Below are 18,532 nucleotides of genomic sequence, written 5' to 3' on the forward strand. Positions count from 1 at the left end.
AGTAAGTTCTTTGAGTACGACGATTGTTTTAAAATGCGGTGGGAGCTCCATTGATGAATTATCAGATGAATTCTTTGAAAATATTAAAACATTGAAGGCATCAGGATTAAACCCGGTGATTGTTCATGGAGGCGGCCCCGCGATTAAACGAATGCTAGAGAAATTGGAACTAGAATTTGAATTTGTTGATGGCCTCCGTAAGACATCAGAGCCAATGATGGATGTTGTTGAGATGGTATTAACAGGTCATGTCAATCCTGCACTGACAAGAAGAATAAAGGAAGCTGGGATTAAAGCAGTTGGTATCTCAAACATATTAACAGCTGCGCCGATTGATTTTGAACGATACGGCTACGTTGGAGAAATTGTCCATGTAGATACAGAACATATTAACCAATTAATCAATTTGAATATCATCCCCGTCATTTCACCCATAGCTCTCGGCGAGGATCAAAAACGATACAACGTCAATGCAGACACAGCTGCTGGTGCAGTAGCTGCAGCGCTTCATGCTAATCAATTAATCTTTGTTACGGATGTTCCAGGGATATTAAAAGATAACAAGTTATTGGAGACTGTGACAACAAATGAAATAGAGGAAATGATTACAGATGAAACGATTTATGGCGGGATGATACCTAAAGTAAAAGCAGCGATGAAAGGTTTAAATATAGTAAAAGAAGTGATGATAGTCAATGGAAAACAGTCTGAATTAAAAAATTCAACGACATTATCCGGAACAACAATTAAAATAAGCCAATTGGCAGATATGAAAGTATAAACCTTTTTACTGCATAAGTGCAACCAGCTCTCGCTATTTTAGCTGGTGATAATAAGTTTCTTATGAAAAGTTAATGCATAAAGATTGAGCGAACATGTTTTGTTGCTTGTGATTGGAATAATCAATTACGAATACAAGCATCAAGTTAGTGATTAGAACGGCAATTCATTTTTGTTAAATGATAAAAACAAATAGGAGATGTTAAGGTAATGACATTATTCCCAACTTACAATCGTTATGACTTATCTGTAAGCAAAGCAGATGGAACGATTGTGGAAGATATAGATGGAAAAAAATATCTTGATTTCGCAACAGGGATTGGTGTTTGTAATTTAGGTCATCGCCATCCTGCAGTTCAACAGTCAGTTGAAGAACAATTAAATAATTATTGGCATGTTTCGAATTTATATAAACAACCAATCCAAGAAGAAGTAGCGAATTTAATAGTTGAAAATAGTCCTGGTGACTATGTATTTTTCTGTAATAGTGGGGCAGAAGCAAATGAAGCAGCGATTAAACTCGCACGGAAAGTAACTGGAAAAGAAAAAATCATTACTTTTCGTCAGTCATTCCATGGACGTACATTTGCAACAATGGCAGCGACAGGACAAGAAAAAGTCCAAGAAGGATTTGGGCCTATGCTGGAATCTTTTGCATATGCCACGTTTAATCAGATTAATTCCGTAAAGGATTTAATGGATGAGCGTACAGCTGCAGTTATGTTGGAGGTTGTTCAAGGAGAGGGTGGAGTTTTTCCAGCCGAGGAAAGCTTTATGACACAATTAGCGGAACTATGTAAAGCAAATAATGTATTACTCGTTATTGATGAAATACAGACTGGTATTGGACGTACTGGAAAAAAGTTTGGTTTTGATCATTATGGGATTGAACCAGATATTTTCACAATTGCTAAAGGTCTCGGCAATGGATTACCAGTTGGAGCGATGATTGCTAAAAAAGAATATGTTGCAGCATTCGGACCGGGAGCACATGGATCTACTTTTGGCGGAAATCCGTTAGCTATGGCTGCTGCAAAAGCGGTACTAACGACAGTTTTTGAAGAGAACTTTTTACAAACAGCTGTAGAACGTTCAACCTATCTAGCTGAGCAATTAGAAGAAAAAATTAAACCTATTACATTTGTAAAAGAAATTAGACAAAAAGGATTAATGGTAGGAATTGAATGCACGGACAAAGTAACGCGACTTGTTCCAGAATTACTCGGAAAAGGTGTGCTCGTCCTAAACGCTGGGGAATCAGTTATTCGTCTGTTACCACCTTTAACGGTTTCGAAAGATGAGATAGATCAAGCAATTGGTTATATAAAAGAAGTTTTACAATCACAAGCAGTTACACTTTAAAACCTTTTTACGAGAAATGATATCCCGAATAATGATTCGTATTGTTATAAATAAGAGAATTCTTTAAAAACATGAGGAGGCAACTTGGAATGCCCAAGGAGAAGAATATTAAAAAAGTATTAGTTATTGGATCAGGTCCAATTGTCATTGGGCAAGCAGCTGAATTTGATTATGCAGGAACACAAGCTTGTCTAACATTAAAAGAGGAAGGCTGTGAAGTCGTACTCATTAATAATAATCCTGCTACAATCATGACGGATGAAAATGTAGCTGATCGCGTCTATTTTGAACCTTTAACAGTAAAAAATGTAGAAGCCATTATTAAAAAAGAGAAACCGGATGGTGTTTTAGCGTCAGTAAGCGGGCAAACGGGATTAAACTTAGCATTTAAATTAGACGAACAAGGAATTATTGAAAAATATAATTTAACGGTATTAGGCACTTCAATTGATTCCATTATGCAAGGAGAAGACCGAGAGAAATTTAGAACGCTTATGCAAGAGATTAATGAACCAATCTCTGAAAGTGCGATCGTTGATAATTTGGATGATGCATTCGCATTTGGTAAAGAGGTAGGCTATCCAATTATTGTTCGCCCTGCTTATACGCTCGGTGGTTCTGGAGGAGGTATTGCGGAAAATGAGCAAGACTTCAATACTTATGTAACCCGGGGACTAAGAGCAAGTCCAATCAATCAATGTTTAATTGAAAAAAGCATTGCTGGTTGGAAAGAGATTGAATTCGAGGTCATTTGTGATGAAGCGGAAAATGCCGTTGTTGTCTGCCATATGGAAAACATTGATCCGGTTGGTGTTCATACAGGGGATTCGATTGTCGTTGCTCCAATTCAGACGTTATTAGATGATGAAATCAGTATGCTTCGAGAAGCTTCCTTAAAAATTGTAAAAAAACTTGGTATTGTTGGTGCGTGTAATGTACAGCTAGCTTTTGAACCTGAGACGAAAGAATACATTGTTATTGAAGTTAACCCAAGAGTAAGTCGTTCAAGTGCACTAGCATCAAAAGCAACTGGATACCCAATCGCTAAAGTTGCAACAAAATTAAGTTTAGGTTATACATTATCAGAAATAAAGTATGGTAAAACAGGAGAAACTTTAAAGACGTATGAACCAGTATTTGATTATACCGTTGTAAAGTTTCCTTGCTGGCCTTTCGATAAATTAACTTCTGCCGATCGGAAACTTGGCACTCAAATGAAAGCAACTGGAGAAGTAATGGCAATCGAAAAAACGGTCGCTGCAGGACTTCAAAAAGCAGTCCGTTCCCTTGAACTAGAAGGAAATGGACTAATCTTAGATATGGTAAGTGAAATGGAAACAGAACAACTTCATCACCTTCTCACTGAAGCGGATGACAGAAGATTTTTTGCTATTCTAGAGTTGATGAGACGTGGTGAGAAAGTAGATGAAATTCAGGAAGCAACTAAAATAGATCTGTTTTTCCTCCGTGAAATGAATATGCTTATCCGGTTAGAAAAAGAAATTGCAAAAACGTCCATCGACACAGTAACTGCTGAGCAGATGGTGACGTATAAGCAATATGGATTTACAGATAAGTGGTTAGCTAAGAATTTTAACTGTACTGTTTCTGAAATCCAGAAAAAGCAAAAAGAATTTAGTATTTATCCAAGCTATCATCATATTAATGCATTTACCGAATCAGAAATGGAAGATGCGCTCTACTATTATTCTACTTGGAACAGCATTGAGCCTGAAACAGTTCCAGGTAAAAAGAAAAAGGTACTAATTATCGGTTCAGGTCCGATTCGGATCGGGCAAGGAATTGAATTTGATTACTGTTCTGTTCAAGGAATTAAAGCACTTCAAAACGCAGGCTATGAAACAGTTTTAATTAATAATAACCCTGCAACGGTAAGTACAGACTATGAGTTAGCCGATAAATTGTATTTTGAGCCGATTACAGCAGAAGATGTTCTTCATGTGATGAAACATGAAAACATAAAGAAAGCCATTGTACAATTCGGTGGACAAACGTCAATAAATCTTGTAAAAGAATTGGAAGCTGCAGGAATAGAGCTTCTCGGTTCCACGATGGATACGATCGATATTTTAGAAGATCGTGATCGTTTCTATCAATATTTACAGAAAATTGATGTCCCACATATTCCGGGACAGACAGCGGTATCAAAAGATGATCTCGTGCAAAAAGCAAAATCAATTGGTTTTCCTGTACTGATTCGTCCGTCTTACGTTATTGGTGGAAAAGGAATGCAAATTATCAAATCTGAAATCGCCTTACAGCAATTCATTGCAGCTAATTTAACGACTACTTCGTATCCAATTTTAATTGATGCGTATTATCCAGGAAAAGAAGTAGAAGTGGATGTCGTGACTGATGGAAATACAGTTGTGATTCCGGCAATTTTTGAACATATTGAAAAAGCTGGTGTCCACTCTGGAGACAGTATGGCCGTGACTCCACCAATTTCTCTGTCGAAAGCGATGAAGGAGCAAATCGCCGAATATGCGGAACGTGTCGCTGTGAATATCGACTTTAAAGGTATTTTTAATATCCAGTTTGTTATATATGAAGATATATTATATGTGCTGGAAGTAAATCCGAGAGCTTCACGAACGGTACCTGTAATATGTAAAGTTGCGGGTGTGAACATGATTGACCTGGCGACAAAGACATTACTTGGTGCAAAACTGAAAGAACTTTGCGGAAAAACAAAACTACTTCCTGAAAATAATTTTTATACGGTAAAAGCACCGGTGTTTTCAACAGATAAATTACCCGGTGTGGATCCGGAGTTAGTTCCAGAGATGAAATCGACTGGAGAAGTGATTGCTATGGGAGAAACACTCTCTGAAAGTTTAACGAAAGCTTTCTTATGGAATGAGCAGTTAGTTACTATGTTTGAACAGGAAAGTAAAGAGATCTATATTTCTAAAAATAACGCGAATTTTATCCGAATTGAAGCGAGATTTGCCGCGAATGGAATATCGGTGAAATACGTGGAAGACTTCGGAAAAAACGTATCCTTTTCTGAAGTGGAAAATTGGATGAAATCAGATGGAGCAATTTCGATATACAGTCCAGGAGCAGATAGTGCAGAACGGGAACGGGCATTGGAATTTAACTTATTAGTGTTAACAGCAGAAGAGACAGTTCGTGCTTTTTCTATGATTACAACGAAACAATTACCGGTGATCGGTCTGCATGATGTCGAAAGAGCAAGTCAGAAGGAAGTGGTCTTACAATGAATCTGTCAGTAGCAGAGGAACAGATGATGAGTAAATTTAAAGGGAAAGACTTTTTACAAATAAGTGATTTTACAAAACAAGAACTGATAGAGATTATCGATTTTGCAATTAAGTTAAAAAACATGCAAAAAGCAGGTCAACCTCATCGGTACTTGGAAGGTAAAACGTTAGCAATGATTTTTGAAAAATCATCTACGCGAACGAGGGTTTCTTTTGAAACCGGAATGTTTCAGCTCGGTGGGATGGCGCAATTTTTAAGTAAAGAGGATATCCAGTTAGGAAATGGAGAAACAATCGCTGATACAGCAAAAGTTCTTTCACGATTCGTCGATGGTATCATGATTCGGACATTCGGTCATGATATCGTTGAAGAACTTGCGGAAAATGCAACTATACCTGTCATTAACGGGTTAACAGACGATGCTCACCCATGTCAAGTGCTTGCAGACCTAATGACCATCTACGAGAAAAAAGGTACGTTTGACGGATTAAAATTTGCCTTTGTCGGCGATGGAAACAATATGTCGCAGTCGTTGATGATCGGATGTGCGGTGATGGGTATCGATTGTGTCGTCGCAGTTCCTAAAGGAAATGAAATGAAAGAAGATTTTATTCAAGTAGCAAAAGAACTTGCGAACATTTCAGGCGCAATAATCAAGCAGACAAATGACCCGCAAGAAGCAGTAAAAGATGCAGATATTATTTACACAGACGTATGGGCTAGCATGGGCTGGGAAGGTGATCTGGAAGAAAGAAAGCAGAAATTTGCTGCATACCAAGTGAATGAATTATTAGTAGAAGGTGCAAAACCTGATTATTTATTCATGCATTGTCTTCCAGCAATTCGGGGAGAAGAAGTTTCTGCCGCTGTAATTGATGGGAATAATTCAGTCGTTTTCGATCAAGCCGAAAACCGCCTTCATGTCCAAAAAGCAATCTTAGCATCACTTGTTTAATAGAAAAGACGTTAACCTTTTGGCGGAGGTTAACGTCTTTTTTCATGTAATTCGACAAGGTGCTCTGCGACTCATCACCTCGGGAATCGATTCAGCGCAGAATCTGCCTCACTCGGCATGTCGCGAATCGACTTAGCGTAGAATCCGCCTCACTCAGCATCACGCAAATTAACTTAGTGAAACTGCATCTAAGAAACCGATATGAAGCGTCTAGAATGTTAATTATTTGGCATCTACTGTTACAGTCCAATTGAAAGGATCTTCCATTCTACCATACTGGATTCCTGTAAGTGTATCATATAATTTTTTCGCAATGTCGCCAGTTTTACCATCGTTAATGATAAAGTCTTTCCCTTCCCAAGTCAGTTGTCCGATTGGGGAAATAACTGCAGCAGTTCCAGTACCGAATGCTTCTTCTAGCGTTCCGTTTTCGGCTGCTTCTTCAATTTCTTTCATTGAGATTCTTCTTTCCACAACTGGAAGGTTCCAATGTTTTAATAATTGAATGACAGAGTCTCTTGTTACACCTTCTAATATACTTCCATTTAATTGTGGAGTAATAAGTTCTCCATTAATTTTGAAGAAAACATTCATACTGCCTACTTCTTCAATGTATTTTTTCTCAACACCATCTAACCATAAGACTTGTGCAAAACCTTCTTTACTTACTATTTCTTGGGCCATCAAACTTGCGGCATAGTTTCCTGCTGTTTTTGCTTCTCCTGTACCTCCTAAAACTGCTCGAACATAGTTGTTTTCAACGGCTATTTTTACAGGATTAATTCCCTCTTTATAATAAGCGCCAACAGGGGATAAAATGATCATAAATTTATATTTTTTTGAAGGGGCAACACCAAGATAAGGTTCCGTTGCAATAATAAAAGGTCTGATATATAAGGAGGTTCCTTCGTCTGTAGGAATCCAGTCTTTTTCAATAGCAAGTAATTGTTTTAAAGCATCAAGCGCTAGCTCTTCATCGATCTTAGGAATACACAGTCGCTCATTTGAGTGGTTAAGGCGTGCAAAGTTTTTCTGCGGTCGGAATAATTGGGCGTCGCCATCCTCAGTAATATATGCTTTTAATCCCTCAAATACTGTTTGCCCATAATGGAAAATAATCGCCGCAGGATCAAGAACTAAATCTTGATATGGAACGATTTCTGGATCATGCCAACCTTCACTCTCTGTATACTCCATCACAAACATATGATCAGTAAATACAGTGCCGAATTCAAGTTGTCCAGTGGGTTTAGGTTTACGATTTTCTGCATAAGTTACTTTTATAGTCTGTACTTTCATATTTCTATCTCCCTTAGTTGTTATATGAACGATTCTTCTATTTATTATAACGTATCTAAGAATGAAAATGTTCAGAAGTTAATAAATTATAAAAATTAATGTCTATTATTTATAATTGAACATGTACATAAAGAAATATAAATAAATAGGATTAATGCTATATTAAATTATCGTGTTTTGATAGGAATTAACAAGGGTTGGTGAGAGTGAAGAACTAGATCCAGTTCATCTTGGAACTTGTTCTGTATTAGCCTGTGGGATTGCTAACCTTCATATGGAATATGCTTGTTAATCACAACTCAAATCGGAAAGATATCTACAATAAGAGCGTTTATAAGCATTGTACCGATTCGGCTTATTACATTAAGGAGCATTTTAATCGGTGTATTAATTTTTAACTATTTTTTTGAAATACACTAATGCCGGATGCGTAGAATATTGAATATGTTACACTTATTATTGGGAGGTTCAAAAGATGAAATTAACAAACTTAGATACAATGGAAGATCGGTTAGAGTTACTTGAAAAAACTGCGAAAAGCTTTTCAGACAGAGCTAAAGAACATGATGAAAATGGCACTTTCCCATTTGAAAATTTTGCTGATCTAAAAAAAATAAATTATCCTGCTCTCACAATTCCAAAAGAATATGGGGGATTAGGCATATCTTTATATGAAATGGTTAAAATGCAAGAAATTATTGCACAATATGACGGCTCAACCGCTTTATCCATCGGTTGGCATATGGGAATTACAAAACATACAGGTGAAACACATGCTTGGGATGAGTCAACATATGAAAAATTTACGAAAGATGTCATTGAAAAAGGAGCATTGATGAACAATGCTGCTACAGAACCAGCAACTGGAAGCCCCACAAGAGGTGGTAGACCAGAAACAGTGGCGCAAGAAACAGAAGATGGATGGATAGTAAATGGCCGAAAAACGTTTACAACATTAGCACCTATCCTCGACTATATTGGTGTCAGTGCTTCGATTGAAGGGACAGATAAAGTAGGAAGCTTTTTAGTTCGGAAAAGTCTGCCTGGTGTTTCAGTCGATGAGACGTGGGATTCGATTGCAATGAAAGCAACTGGAAGTCATGATTTGATTTTAGAAAATGTGAAATTACAAAAAGAAGATTTTCTTCACTACATCACACCTGGAGATAAAGGAGCACAAGGGTGGCTGCTACATATTCCGGCGTGTTATTTAGGGATTGCAAAAGCAGCTCAAAAATATGCAATTGAATTTGCGCTATCTTATTCACCAAGTAGTATTCAAGGAACTATTTCTGACATCCCAGCTGTAAAGCAGAAGATTGGTGAAATGGAGTTACGCGTACTTGAAGCAAGCACATTTCTATATTCTGTTGCAAAAAAATGGGATGAGAGCAATGAAGACACTCGAAATGGGATGAAAGAAGAGCTTGCTGCAGCCAAATTATTGGTCGTAAACAAAGCTTTAGAAATTGTTGATCTTGCAATGCGAATTGTCGGAGCGCGCAGTTTATCGGCCAAATGTCCGTTACAACGTTATTATCGAGATGTACGTGCCGGTCTTCATAATCCGCCAATGGATGATATGACAATTATGGCACTTGCAGGAAAATCAATATCAAAATACGCTTGACATTGCTCGTGATTAAGGTAATTTTAAATATAAGAAGATGTATTAGATAATAAGGAGGGCTTATATGCAAGTGTTTGAGCAGTCTGATGCAATTCAGCGACTTCCCGATCAATTTTTTGCAAAGCTTGGAAAAAGGGTACGTGAATTGGTAGATGAGGGGCATGATGTCATCAATTTAGGGCAGGGGAATCCCGATCTTCCAACGCCTAATCATATCGTGAAAGTATTACAAAAGGCAGCGGAAAATCCGATTAACCATAAATATTCTCCGTTTCAAGGGTTTCCGTATTTTCGACAAGCAGTAGCTGACTTTTACAAAAAGGAATACGACGTTGATCTAGATCCTGATGAAGAAGTTGCGCTCATGTTTGGCTCAAAAATAGGTTTGTTTGAATTGAGTCAATGTTTACTAAACCCTGGAGATACGGCGCTATTACCGGATCCTGGCTATCCTGATTATTTATCAGGAGTTGCATTAGCAAATGCTAAACATGAATTTATGCCGCTTCTTGCCGAGAATGGGTTTTTACCTGACTATAACAAAATAAGTGAAGATATTTTGCAAAAGGCGAAAGTTATGTTTTTAAACTATCCGAATAACCCGACTGCAGGAGTTGCAACTCGAGCTTTTTTTGATGAGACCGTAGAGGTTGCGAAAAAACATAATATATGTGTCGTACATGATTTTGCTTATGGGGCCATTGGATTTGATAGTGTCAAACAGCCAAGTTTTTTAAGTTCTGAAGGAGCAAAAGATATTGGAATTGAAATGTATACATTATCGAAAACGTACAATATGGCAGGATGGCGTGTCGCATTTGCCGTCGGTAACTCGTCTGTGATTAAAACGATCAACTTATTGCAAGATCATTTGTTTACGAGTTTATTCGGAGCGATCCAAGAAGCCGCCACTGCAGCCATTTCGGGAGACCTTTCTTTCGTAAGTGAATTGGTCGATATTTATGAGCGGAGACGAAATGTATTAGTTGAAAGCTTACATAAGATCGGCTGGGAGGTTGAGGCTCCTAAAGGGACATTTTTCTCATGGTTTAAAGTACCTGATGGATACACATCGGATGAGTTTGCCGAATTATTATTAGAAAAAGCCCATGTCGTGGTCGCTTCTGGAAATGGTTTTGGAACATTAGGTGAAGGTTATGTTCGAATTGGCTTACTTGATACAGAAGATCGTTTACGTGAAGCAGTTGAACGAATTGGAGCGCTTGGGATTTTTAGGAAGTGACTAATCGTTTGACAAAATACGATAAGGTTAGTAACATAAATATTATTAAATTAAATGAAACTTATCAAGAGTGATGGAGGGTTCAGGCCCAATGATATCACAGCAACCTTCCTATTTGGTTAGGAGTTGGTGCTAATTCCTGCAGAATGATTGCTTGCATTCTGAGAGATAAGGGTAGCTAATAAAATGAACCCCTCTTTCGAATGGAAAGAGGGTTTTTTAATGATTTCATAAAAGGTAAAACTATAATTCTTATTTATAGTGAACAGGTTAGTAAGCAAGATGTTGTTAAAAAGCGTGGAAAAAGCCAGGGCGAAAAATGAATCGTTTCGCAAGCATAACTAGTACTTTAATAGTCTAAGGTGTTTCAGCTAGGGGGAAATAGAATGATCAAGCTTGAACATATAGAAAAAATTTATCCATCGAAAAAAGGGAACGTCATTGGTGTGGATAATGTTTCCTTGCATATAAAATCAGGGGAAATATATGGGATTGTTGGATATAGTGGTGCCGGGAAAAGTACATTGCTCCGTTGTATCAATTTATTAGAACGTCCAACGAATGGAGAAATCTTTATCGACGGAGTGAATTTAACGTTATTATCCATAAAAGAATTGCGAAAAGCACGTCAATCTATTGGAATGATTTTTCAAGGATTTCACCTCGTTTCATCTAAGACTGCTGCTGAAAATATCGCATTTTCATTAAAAGTAGCCGGAATACCTCCTGAAGAGAGAAATATGCGCGTTCAAGAGTTACTTGAATTGGTCGGTCTTGCTGATAAAGCAGATCATTATCCGGCACAATTAAGTGGAGGACAGAAACAACGAGTGAGTATTGCACGGGCACTTGCAAACAATCCGAAAGTATTACTGTCTGATGAAGCAACCTCTGCACTTGACCCAAGCACAACAAAGTCTATATTACATTTATTAAAGAAAATTAACGAAGAGCTTGGAATTACAATTGTATTGATTACACATGAAATGGAAGTCGTTAAAGAAATTTGTCATCGTTGTGCCGTTATGCAAAATGGAAAAGTGATTGAAGAAGGAAAAACATATGATGTATTTGCCAGTCCGCAAAATGAATTGACGAAGAACTTTATTGAAACAGTACTTCAGTTTACGATTCCGGCAGAGTTACAAGCAGCCTGTACAGGGACAATTATAAAATTGCAGTTCGAGGGAACGATTGCAAACGAAGCAGTAGTTTCTGATATGTTACAAGCATATCCAGTAAGCGGAAATATTTTGCATGGCAAAGTCGAATATATTAGAGAAGAGCCGCTTGGAATCTTTATTATGGAACTAAAAGGAAAATCGGAAGATGTTAAACAGGCAATACATTATTTAGAAAAACGGATGAAACAAGTCGAGGTGATTCAGCATGGAAACATTCATTGAATTATTACCTGAACTGAATAAAGCATTTTTCGAAACCTTATACATGGTCGGGATTGCTGTTTTAGTAGCTATTGTAATCGGTATGCCACTTGGAATTGTTCTCTATGCAACGGACAATGGACTCATATTGGAAAACCGTTTCATTAAAATTGTAGCTGGACTTGTAACAAATCTCGTTCGTTCGATTCCTTTCATTATCTTACTCGTCTTTTTATTGCCATTTACGAACTTTTTACTTGGTACGCAAATTGGTCCGACGGCTGCAGCGGTTCCTTTATCTGTAGCAGCAATACCGTTTTTTGCTAGAATTGTAGAATCTTCAGCTCGGGAGATCGATCGGGGCGTTATAGAAGCAGCTGTTTCTGTTGGAGCGACACCTTGGACAATTATTAAGGACATTATTTTGCCAGAAGCAAAACCAGGAATTATTAGTGGACTTACGATTACGATTATAAGTTTAGTAGGATATTCTGCAATGGCAGGAACCGTTGGAGGAGGTGGGATTGGAGATTTAGCAATTCGATATGGCTATTATCGATACGATAACACCGTAATGTATACAACAGTAGTTATTTTAATTGTTTTAGTACAAGTAATTCAGTTTACTGGTGACCTAATCGCTAAGAAAGTGAATAAACGATAGTTAATTATAAGATAGATAGGGAGATAACAACCATGAAAAAATTAAGCATACTTTTACTTACTGCATGTATCGTACTCATTCTTGCGGCATGTGGGGGAAATGACAAAAAAGAAGATGAAAATTCAGTAGACCAATCTGATACAAAAGATAAAATTACGTTTGGAGCAACAACAGGACCTTACAGTGATATGGTAAATAAAGCGATTAAGCCACTGTTAGAGGAAAAAGGCTATAAAGTGGAAAACATTGAGTTCAGTGATTATATCCAGCCAAATAATGCTCTCGACAATGGAGATATTGACGCAAACTTATTCCAGCATAAAATTTATTATGAAGCTTTTGCAGAAGAAAACAATATGGATTTATCCGAATTAATCGTTGTTCCTACCGCACCAATGGGCTTGTATTCAAATAAATATGATTCAATAGATGAGATTGAAGATAACAGTACAATAACTATTGCGAATGATCCAACGAACTTAGCAAGAACGTTAGTGATGTTACAAGATGAAGGATTAATCAAAATTTCGGATGATGTGGATCCATTAACAGCATCTGTTAAAGATATTGAGGAAAATTATAAAAATTTAAAATTTCATGAAATTGAAGCAGGGCAGTTACCACGTACTGTTGATAGTGAAGACTTAGCATCTGTTCCGGGGAACTTCGCGCTTGCTGCTGATTTTGATTTACTTGATGCCCTCGCGCTTGAAGAAATGCCGGATGATTACCGTAATCGTGTTGTTGTAAACACAAAAGACATAGATGCTTCTTGGGCGCAAGATATTAAAGAAGTCATCGAATCACCTGAATTTGAAAAAATTATGGATGAGGAGTTCCAAGGGTTCGGAAAACCGGAATGGATGAAAAAGTAAGCACATTGTAGGCTGTACGGTGCAGTTAGGGTTTGATAGAATCAAAGATTCATTCTGAAGTTCAAATTAGTAGAGGAATAAAAATTTTTGAGACATCTAAAACTCAACAATATTTATATTTAAAACAACGGTTAGTAGCCGTTGTTTTTTTGCTACTATTTATACAAATTAGAAAGGTATAAAGATCATTCCACCCTTGAATTGTGATTTCAGATACTTTTTTGTAACAAATATTGTTAAAATTTTTGTGTCTTAAAATATTGTAGAATTAGTGGTTATTTTTACTGGAATTTATTATGTAAACATCATTACAATAATGAGAAATATGGTAGTATATAAATTACTAAAGATTGTTATTATGGTTTATTTAACAACTTGGCCGGAACGCTGTAATAAATAAGTTTATGACATACTTGTTATTAATAAAGAATGCATAGACAGGGATATACATCTTAGTTCCGCTATCGTAGATGGAAAAGGATAAAGCACGTTTTGTCTAATTAAAATTTAAAGCAGAGAATCTGGAGAGTACGTTTTTATGCGGGAGGGAAAACCAATGAAATTTTCACAGGAGGATTATACTGTAACTTTAGAAGGTACGGAAGTTACGTTATTAAGAAAGGAATTTCTCTTGTTAAAATTTTTATATAAAAATAATGGAAGAACATTTTCTAGAGATGAATTGCTGGATGCTGTTTGGCCATTTGAGGAGCCGACGGATCGCACGGTAGACGATCATATTTACCGGCTCAGAAAAAAATTATTCCCTTTCCGTAACATATTATCGATTAAAACTGTGAAAGGTTTAGGTTATTCTTTAAAAATTGAAGATCAAACGAATACGTTATCGATACCAGTTCCAGAGGAGATATCTCGACAGGCAAACCAATTATTTGATACGTATTATAAATATGGACATGGGAAGGCAATAAAAGAATTAGTGACAAATAGAGCATTGGGTTTTCCGATTGACGAGAAGCAAGAAACAGTACTTTTATGGCTGCAAAGTGATTTTGAATCATTGTTGAAAAAGTTGAGTTTAACGGAGAATATCTTCGTTCCTTTACTGCTTTATGGGTTTGTGGAAAGTGATACGAAGAAAGTAATAGACGTGCATAAGGATATTCTTCAAAAGAATATTTTAGTTGAGAATGAACGCATGGATATTAGTTGTTGCAGCTTGCCGATATGGTATATGAAAATAAATAAACCGGACATTTCCATGCAGCTTGTACAAAAAGAATTTCATGCTATAAAAACCAGTGACCATGGATTCATTCCACTTTTACATATTATGAAAACTGTCATTCTATTTTACTCTCAGAAAATGGGAGAAGTAGAAAAAGGACTCGACACAGTAGAAACAGTGCTTATACGTTTTCCGTTTTTAAGAGAAAAAGGCGCCCTAAAGGTAATACAGGGTTTATTTCTAATAGCGGAGGGAGAGCATCAAGAAGGAGAAGACACCATCATTGCAGGAATTCAGATTATTCACCAATCAGGTCACCGCTATTATTTCCTAGTAATATATCAAATACTGGATTTATTACTTCCTAAGGTAAATGCAAATAAAAAACTTATTAATCATTATAAAAAGGAAGCGAGCAACTATTTTAGGAATTCGAAGCTGCACAAGTTAAAATCAGAGATTGAAAAACAAGTTCATTCCTATCTCTGATATTCCTCTGACATTCATCACTTATTCTAATTCTTAGGAAGGTGATGAAATGGAAAAGCAAGTAGCTGAAAAAGTTTTTCTTTGGAAAAACCGTACGTATCTTATGATATTTAGTTCCTATGCGATCTCTACGTTTGGGAAGTTTTTTGATATGCTTGCAGTCATGTTAATGTTTGGTTATGTCTTACAATCAGAACCTTGGATGATTGCTCTTATTCCTGTTGTATACGCATTCCCTCATGCTTTATTTAGTCAATTTGCGGGAGTATTTATCGATAAAAATAAAAAGGTAAGAATTATGCTTTTGGCAGACTTATTGACAGCTATTTTTACCGTTATACTTATTTTTATTTCAAATCCATGGGTGATGCTAGGTGTCATTCTTGTACGTTCTTGCTTTACAGTTGTCCATTTTCCCGCCCAGCAGGCACTCGTTAGGCAGGTTGTTCACCCGAACTTAATCCTAAAAGCCGTAACATTAAATGGAACCGTTAATCAATTATCAAAAATTATTGGTCCTTTTCTTGGTGCATCAATTGCAGCAGTTTTTTCTCCTAAGATGAGTTTTGTCGTTTACGCAGCAGCACTTTTGATTTCTGTATGTATACTTCTAATCATTCGCCATGTGGATACGGGTGAACCTGCCATTACTCTTGAAGGAGAAAAGGCAGAGAATGATACTTTCTGGAAAACGTGGAGGAAAGGTTGGACTATTATGCTGCGGTCAAAAGTTTTATTGCTAAGCATTTCTTTTTCTTCTGTTGCATTTTTGTCCATTCAATTAGTAGATGCACAATTCGCTGTATTAACACGAGAACTTTTTCCTAATAATCCTTCTGTTTTAGGGTGGCTGATGTCTGCAGTCGGCTTGGGAGCGGTAGGCATTATGTTGTTCATGAATCGATTAAAAAGAATAAAAAGATATGGGTGGTTTCTTGGAAGCTCAATACTTTTTATCGGTGCAGGACTTTTTTTCATGGGTATGCTATGGCATGGAGCAAGCTTTTGGTGGTTAATCGGTGCCTCGCTTGTGATAGGTGTAGGAACAGGTTTATTTAGTGTAGTCTTTAGCTATATTCTGCAGATTGAAAGCCCGGAAGGAAAGGTGGGGCAGATGTCGGGGATGTATAATTCCCTGACAGGAGTGATTTTACTGCTTGGTCCTATTGCCGGTGGGTTTCTAGTACAATTGTTTGGGGTGTTTAGTATTTTTCAGGTGATTGGAATGTTCACAATAATGATTGGAGTTACTGGTATTTTGTTGGAGAGATTATGGGGGAAAAAGGGTGAAGCGAAGGAGGTTGATGAAAAGGCTGATAAAGGAGAACGGGGTATAGTATGAGTGGGGAAACCCTGGGACATAAGAACAGGCATTTCCCCGTCAATTTTTGTCATACAGATGTAGAAACACCAAACATGATCTTTATCAACCTTAAACGACCTTCATGCAGCTCGTCGCCGTTTTAAGACAAGCATATTCAATAGTATAAATATAATCGTAAAGCCGATTAATACTAAGAAATCATTTGCTATTTCTTGAAAACCATATCCACGGATCATAATATTTTGTAGAGCATCTGTTGCATAAGAAAGTGGTATAACATTACTAATGACCTTAATCCAGCCAGGAGCATTCGATAAATCAAAGATACCACTGAAGAAAAATTGTGGCACCACTGCTACTGGAATGAATTGCAGCAATTGAAATTCTGTTCGAGCAAATGTAGACAGCAACAGTCCTAATGATAAAGCGACCGTTGCTACGATAATATTCATGAATAACAATAACCAGTAGTTACCGAGCCGATCTACATCTAAAATATCCACAATCATAATCTGGATAATAACGGTTTGTATAGCAACAAATAAAAAGAAACCTAAAAAATAACCAAATACAATGGAAGATCGTTTCAAAGGTGTTGCGAGAGTTCTTTCCAAAGTGCCTGATGTTCGTTCCCGAAGGAAGCTAATACCGGCAATAAGAAATACAAATAGAAAGATGAAAAAACCCATTAAGGCGGGGGCAACTTGATCGAACAAATTGGCATTCTCATCATGATATAAATAATTGATTTCTGGTTTTTCCATTGCCATATCTGAATGGGGAAAATCCATATCTATTAATTGACCTGTTTGATACTGGACTTTTTCCAATAAAGGTTTTAGTTCATCCTGAATGTTTTCAAGTTGTTCCTTCATTTTTTCTCCGCGTTCCTTTTGGAAAGTTTGGAGTGAGTGTTGTATAGCTTGAAGCACCAGCGATGTTTTTGTGATGTCAACACCCTCAATTTCAATATAGGGTTTGTTATCTTCCATGAAGAAATAAGCATCGATTTTCTGTGCTTTCATAGCGTTAAGAGCTTTTTCCTGCGAGTCATAGTGAATGATATTTGCTTCGTCTTCTAATGCTTTTTGTAATGAGTCATCGAGATTGATGACACCAATACTCGGTTCATCACTGGAACTGCCCATAATGAAATATAAAAGCCCGAGAACAAACACAGGGGCTAAAAGGAGAAACACAAGTGTACGTTTATCCTTGAAAATCTGCTGGATGACTCGGATGGCAACCGTTAAAATTTGCATTATTCTTCACCAGCTTTCAAAAATGCTTCCTCAATTGACCCGTACATTTGTTTCAATTTTTCTGGTGATCCGGCATCAATGAGTCTACCGTTGGAAACAAGTAATATCCGATCGCAATGTTCAGCCTCATCCATAATATGAGTAGAGATAAGAAAGCCCATACCTTGATTTCGCAAACGATGAAACTCATCCCAAAAAACGCGTTTTAAAGCTGGATCGATACCAACAGTCGGTTCGTCTAAAAAAATAAGTTTTGGCTGATGAATGAGACTGATTGCCAGACTAAGTCTTCGTTTCATTCCTCCAGAATAATGTTGAACTGACTTTTTTGTTTCCTTATCAAGATCAACAAATGACAAGCATTCTTGAATTCTCTCCCTCAGTCTTTTTCCTCTGAGACCATATAGCCTTCCAAAGTAAGCCAAATTTGCTTTAGCAGTTAATTCTTGATATAGAGCATCGGCCTGAGCCATATATCCAATATGTTTCATAGGCTTCAGAGAAGGTTGCTTTACACCGAGCACGTAGATGTCACCCTCAGTCGGCTTTAGCATTCCAATTAGCGCCTTGATCAATGTCGTTTTTCCAGATCCACTTGGTCCAAGCAAACCGACAATTTCCCCTTTTTCGATCGAAAAGGTAACATGTTGTAAAATAGTCTTTTTACCAAACGATTGTTTTACATTCGTGACATCTATCATTCTGACACCTCCAAATTAATTAACAGTTGTTGTTTATATTACATAACGTTGTATAATTAAAGTATTACATGTTTTATTTTGAATTCAATAATCAAAATTAACGATTTGTTCGTTATTTAACAAAA

Annotated in this window: 14 protein-coding genes and 1 riboswitch; of the genes, 11 read left to right on the forward strand and 3 right to left on the reverse strand. The window is 37.0% G+C overall.

Annotation, left to right across the window (positions count from 1 at the left end; translation table 11 throughout):
• Nucleotides 1-10 precede the first annotated feature (10 nt).
• The 4 genes from argB to argF all read left to right on the forward strand — a co-directional run bounded on the left by argB (nt 11) and on the right by argF (nt 6,346).
• Complete coding sequence (gene argB, locus SPD48_RS16700) at nt 11-781, forward strand: acetylglutamate kinase (RefSeq protein WP_336259261.1); 771 nt, start codon at nt 11-13, stop codon at nt 779-781.
• A 209-nt stretch (nt 782-990) separates the two neighbouring features.
• Nucleotides 991-2,142, forward strand: coding sequence for an acetylornithine transaminase (locus SPD48_RS16705; RefSeq protein ID WP_336259262.1), 1,152 nt, complete (start codon nt 991-993; stop codon nt 2,140-2,142).
• Nucleotides 2,143-2,231: 89 nt separating this feature from the next.
• On the forward strand, nt 2,232-5,390 hold the full coding sequence (locus SPD48_RS16710; protein ID WP_336259263.1) for a carbamoyl phosphate synthase large subunit: 3,159 nt from the start codon (nt 2,232-2,234) through the stop codon (nt 5,388-5,390).
• The gene (argF, locus tag SPD48_RS16715; protein WP_336259264.1) at nt 5,387-6,346 is read left to right on the forward strand and encodes an ornithine carbamoyltransferase; all 960 of its coding nucleotides are present in this window, start codon (nt 5,387-5,389) and stop codon (nt 6,344-6,346) included. The genes SPD48_RS16710 and argF overlap by 4 nt, the downstream gene beginning before the upstream one ends.
• 222 nt (nt 6,347-6,568) lie before the next feature.
• Here argF and SPD48_RS16720 read toward each other — a convergent pair whose 3' ends face one another.
• Nucleotides 6,569-7,645, reverse strand: coding sequence for a branched-chain amino acid aminotransferase (locus tag SPD48_RS16720; RefSeq protein WP_336259265.1), 1,077 nt, complete (start codon nt 7,643-7,645; stop codon nt 6,569-6,571).
• 475 nt (nt 7,646-8,120) lie between these two features.
• On the opposite strand from SPD48_RS16720, the gene SPD48_RS16725 reads away from it, so the two are divergent.
• From SPD48_RS16725 to SPD48_RS16755, 7 genes are all read left to right on the forward strand, one after another.
• A complete protein-coding gene (locus SPD48_RS16725; protein WP_336259266.1) occupies nt 8,121-9,275 on the forward strand; it encodes an acyl-CoA dehydrogenase family protein in 1,155 nt (384 codons plus the stop codon).
• Between the two features lie 64 nt (nt 9,276-9,339).
• Nucleotides 9,340-10,518 (forward strand): pyridoxal phosphate-dependent aminotransferase, encoded by a 1,179-nt coding sequence (locus SPD48_RS16730; protein ID WP_336259267.1) that lies wholly within the window; start codon nt 9,340-9,342, stop codon nt 10,516-10,518.
• Nucleotides 10,519-10,576: 58 nt separating this feature from the next.
• A riboswitch (SAM riboswitch) is annotated at nt 10,577-10,693 on the forward strand.
• A gap of 211 nt (nt 10,694-10,904) precedes the next feature.
• Nucleotides 10,905-11,924, forward strand: a complete 1,020-nt coding sequence (locus SPD48_RS16735) for a methionine ABC transporter ATP-binding protein (protein WP_336259268.1) — start codon at nt 10,905-10,907, stop codon at nt 11,922-11,924.
• Nucleotides 11,908-12,567, forward strand: a complete 660-nt coding sequence (locus SPD48_RS16740) for a methionine ABC transporter permease (RefSeq protein ID WP_336259269.1) — start codon at nt 11,908-11,910, stop codon at nt 12,565-12,567. The genes SPD48_RS16735 and SPD48_RS16740 overlap by 17 nt, the downstream gene beginning before the upstream one ends.
• Nucleotides 12,568-12,599: 32 nt before the next feature.
• A complete protein-coding gene (locus SPD48_RS16745) occupies nt 12,600-13,442 on the forward strand; it encodes a MetQ/NlpA family ABC transporter substrate-binding protein (protein WP_336259270.1) in 843 nt (280 codons plus the stop codon).
• A gap of 556 nt (nt 13,443-13,998) precedes the next feature.
• Complete coding sequence (locus SPD48_RS16750; protein ID WP_336259271.1) at nt 13,999-15,120, forward strand: winged helix-turn-helix domain-containing protein; 1,122 nt, start codon at nt 13,999-14,001, stop codon at nt 15,118-15,120.
• A 49-nt stretch (nt 15,121-15,169) separates the two neighbouring features.
• A complete protein-coding gene (locus tag SPD48_RS16755; protein ID WP_336259272.1) occupies nt 15,170-16,462 on the forward strand; it encodes an MFS transporter in 1,293 nt (430 codons plus the stop codon).
• Nucleotides 16,463-16,563: 101 nt separating this feature from the next.
• Here the strand turns inward: SPD48_RS16755 and SPD48_RS16760 are convergent, their stop codons facing one another.
• On the reverse strand, nt 16,564-17,706 hold the full coding sequence (locus SPD48_RS16760; protein ID WP_336259273.1) for an ABC transporter permease: 1,143 nt from the start codon (nt 17,704-17,706) through the stop codon (nt 16,564-16,566).
• Nucleotides 17,706-18,407 (reverse strand): ABC transporter ATP-binding protein, encoded by a 702-nt coding sequence (locus SPD48_RS16765; protein ID WP_336259274.1) that lies wholly within the window; start codon nt 18,405-18,407, stop codon nt 17,706-17,708. The genes SPD48_RS16760 and SPD48_RS16765 overlap by 1 nt, the downstream gene beginning before the upstream one ends.
• Nucleotides 18,408-18,532 lie beyond the last annotated feature (125 nt).

Origin of the sequence: Pseudogracilibacillus sp. SE30717A (assembly GCF_037071985.1) — a bacterium.
Taxonomy (GTDB): domain Bacteria; phylum Bacillota; class Bacilli; order Bacillales; family Amphibacillaceae; genus Pseudogracilibacillus.

Bases quoted from the DNA above. Each gene is read 5' to 3' on its own strand.
- SPD48_RS16705 (WP_336259262.1), top strand. From the start codon at position 991: ATGACATTATTCCCAACTTACAATCGTTATGACTTATCTGTAAGCAAA.
- SPD48_RS16710 (WP_336259263.1), top strand. From the start codon at position 2,232: ATGCCCAAGGAGAAGAATATTAAAAAAGTATTAGTTATTGGATCAGGT.
- argF (WP_336259264.1), top strand. From the start codon at position 5,387: ATGAATCTGTCAGTAGCAGAGGAACAGATGATGAGTAAATTTAAAGGG.
- SPD48_RS16720 (WP_336259265.1), bottom strand. From the start codon at position 7,645: ATGAAAGTACAGACTATAAAAGTAACTTATGCAGAAAATCGTAAACCT.
- SPD48_RS16725 (WP_336259266.1), top strand. From the start codon at position 8,121: ATGAAATTAACAAACTTAGATACAATGGAAGATCGGTTAGAGTTACTT.
- SPD48_RS16730 (WP_336259267.1), top strand. From the start codon at position 9,340: ATGCAAGTGTTTGAGCAGTCTGATGCAATTCAGCGACTTCCCGATCAA.
- SPD48_RS16735 (WP_336259268.1), top strand. From the start codon at position 10,905: ATGATCAAGCTTGAACATATAGAAAAAATTTATCCATCGAAAAAAGGG.
- SPD48_RS16740 (WP_336259269.1), top strand. From the start codon at position 11,908: ATGGAAACATTCATTGAATTATTACCTGAACTGAATAAAGCATTTTTC.
- SPD48_RS16745 (WP_336259270.1), top strand. From the start codon at position 12,600: ATGAAAAAATTAAGCATACTTTTACTTACTGCATGTATCGTACTCATT.
- SPD48_RS16750 (WP_336259271.1), top strand. From the start codon at position 13,999: ATGAAATTTTCACAGGAGGATTATACTGTAACTTTAGAAGGTACGGAA.
- SPD48_RS16755 (WP_336259272.1), top strand. From the start codon at position 15,170: ATGGAAAAGCAAGTAGCTGAAAAAGTTTTTCTTTGGAAAAACCGTACG.
- SPD48_RS16760 (WP_336259273.1), bottom strand. From the start codon at position 17,706: ATGCAAATTTTAACGGTTGCCATCCGAGTCATCCAGCAGATTTTCAAG.
- SPD48_RS16765 (WP_336259274.1), bottom strand. From the start codon at position 18,407: ATGATAGATGTCACGAATGTAAAACAATCGTTTGGTAAAAAGACTATT.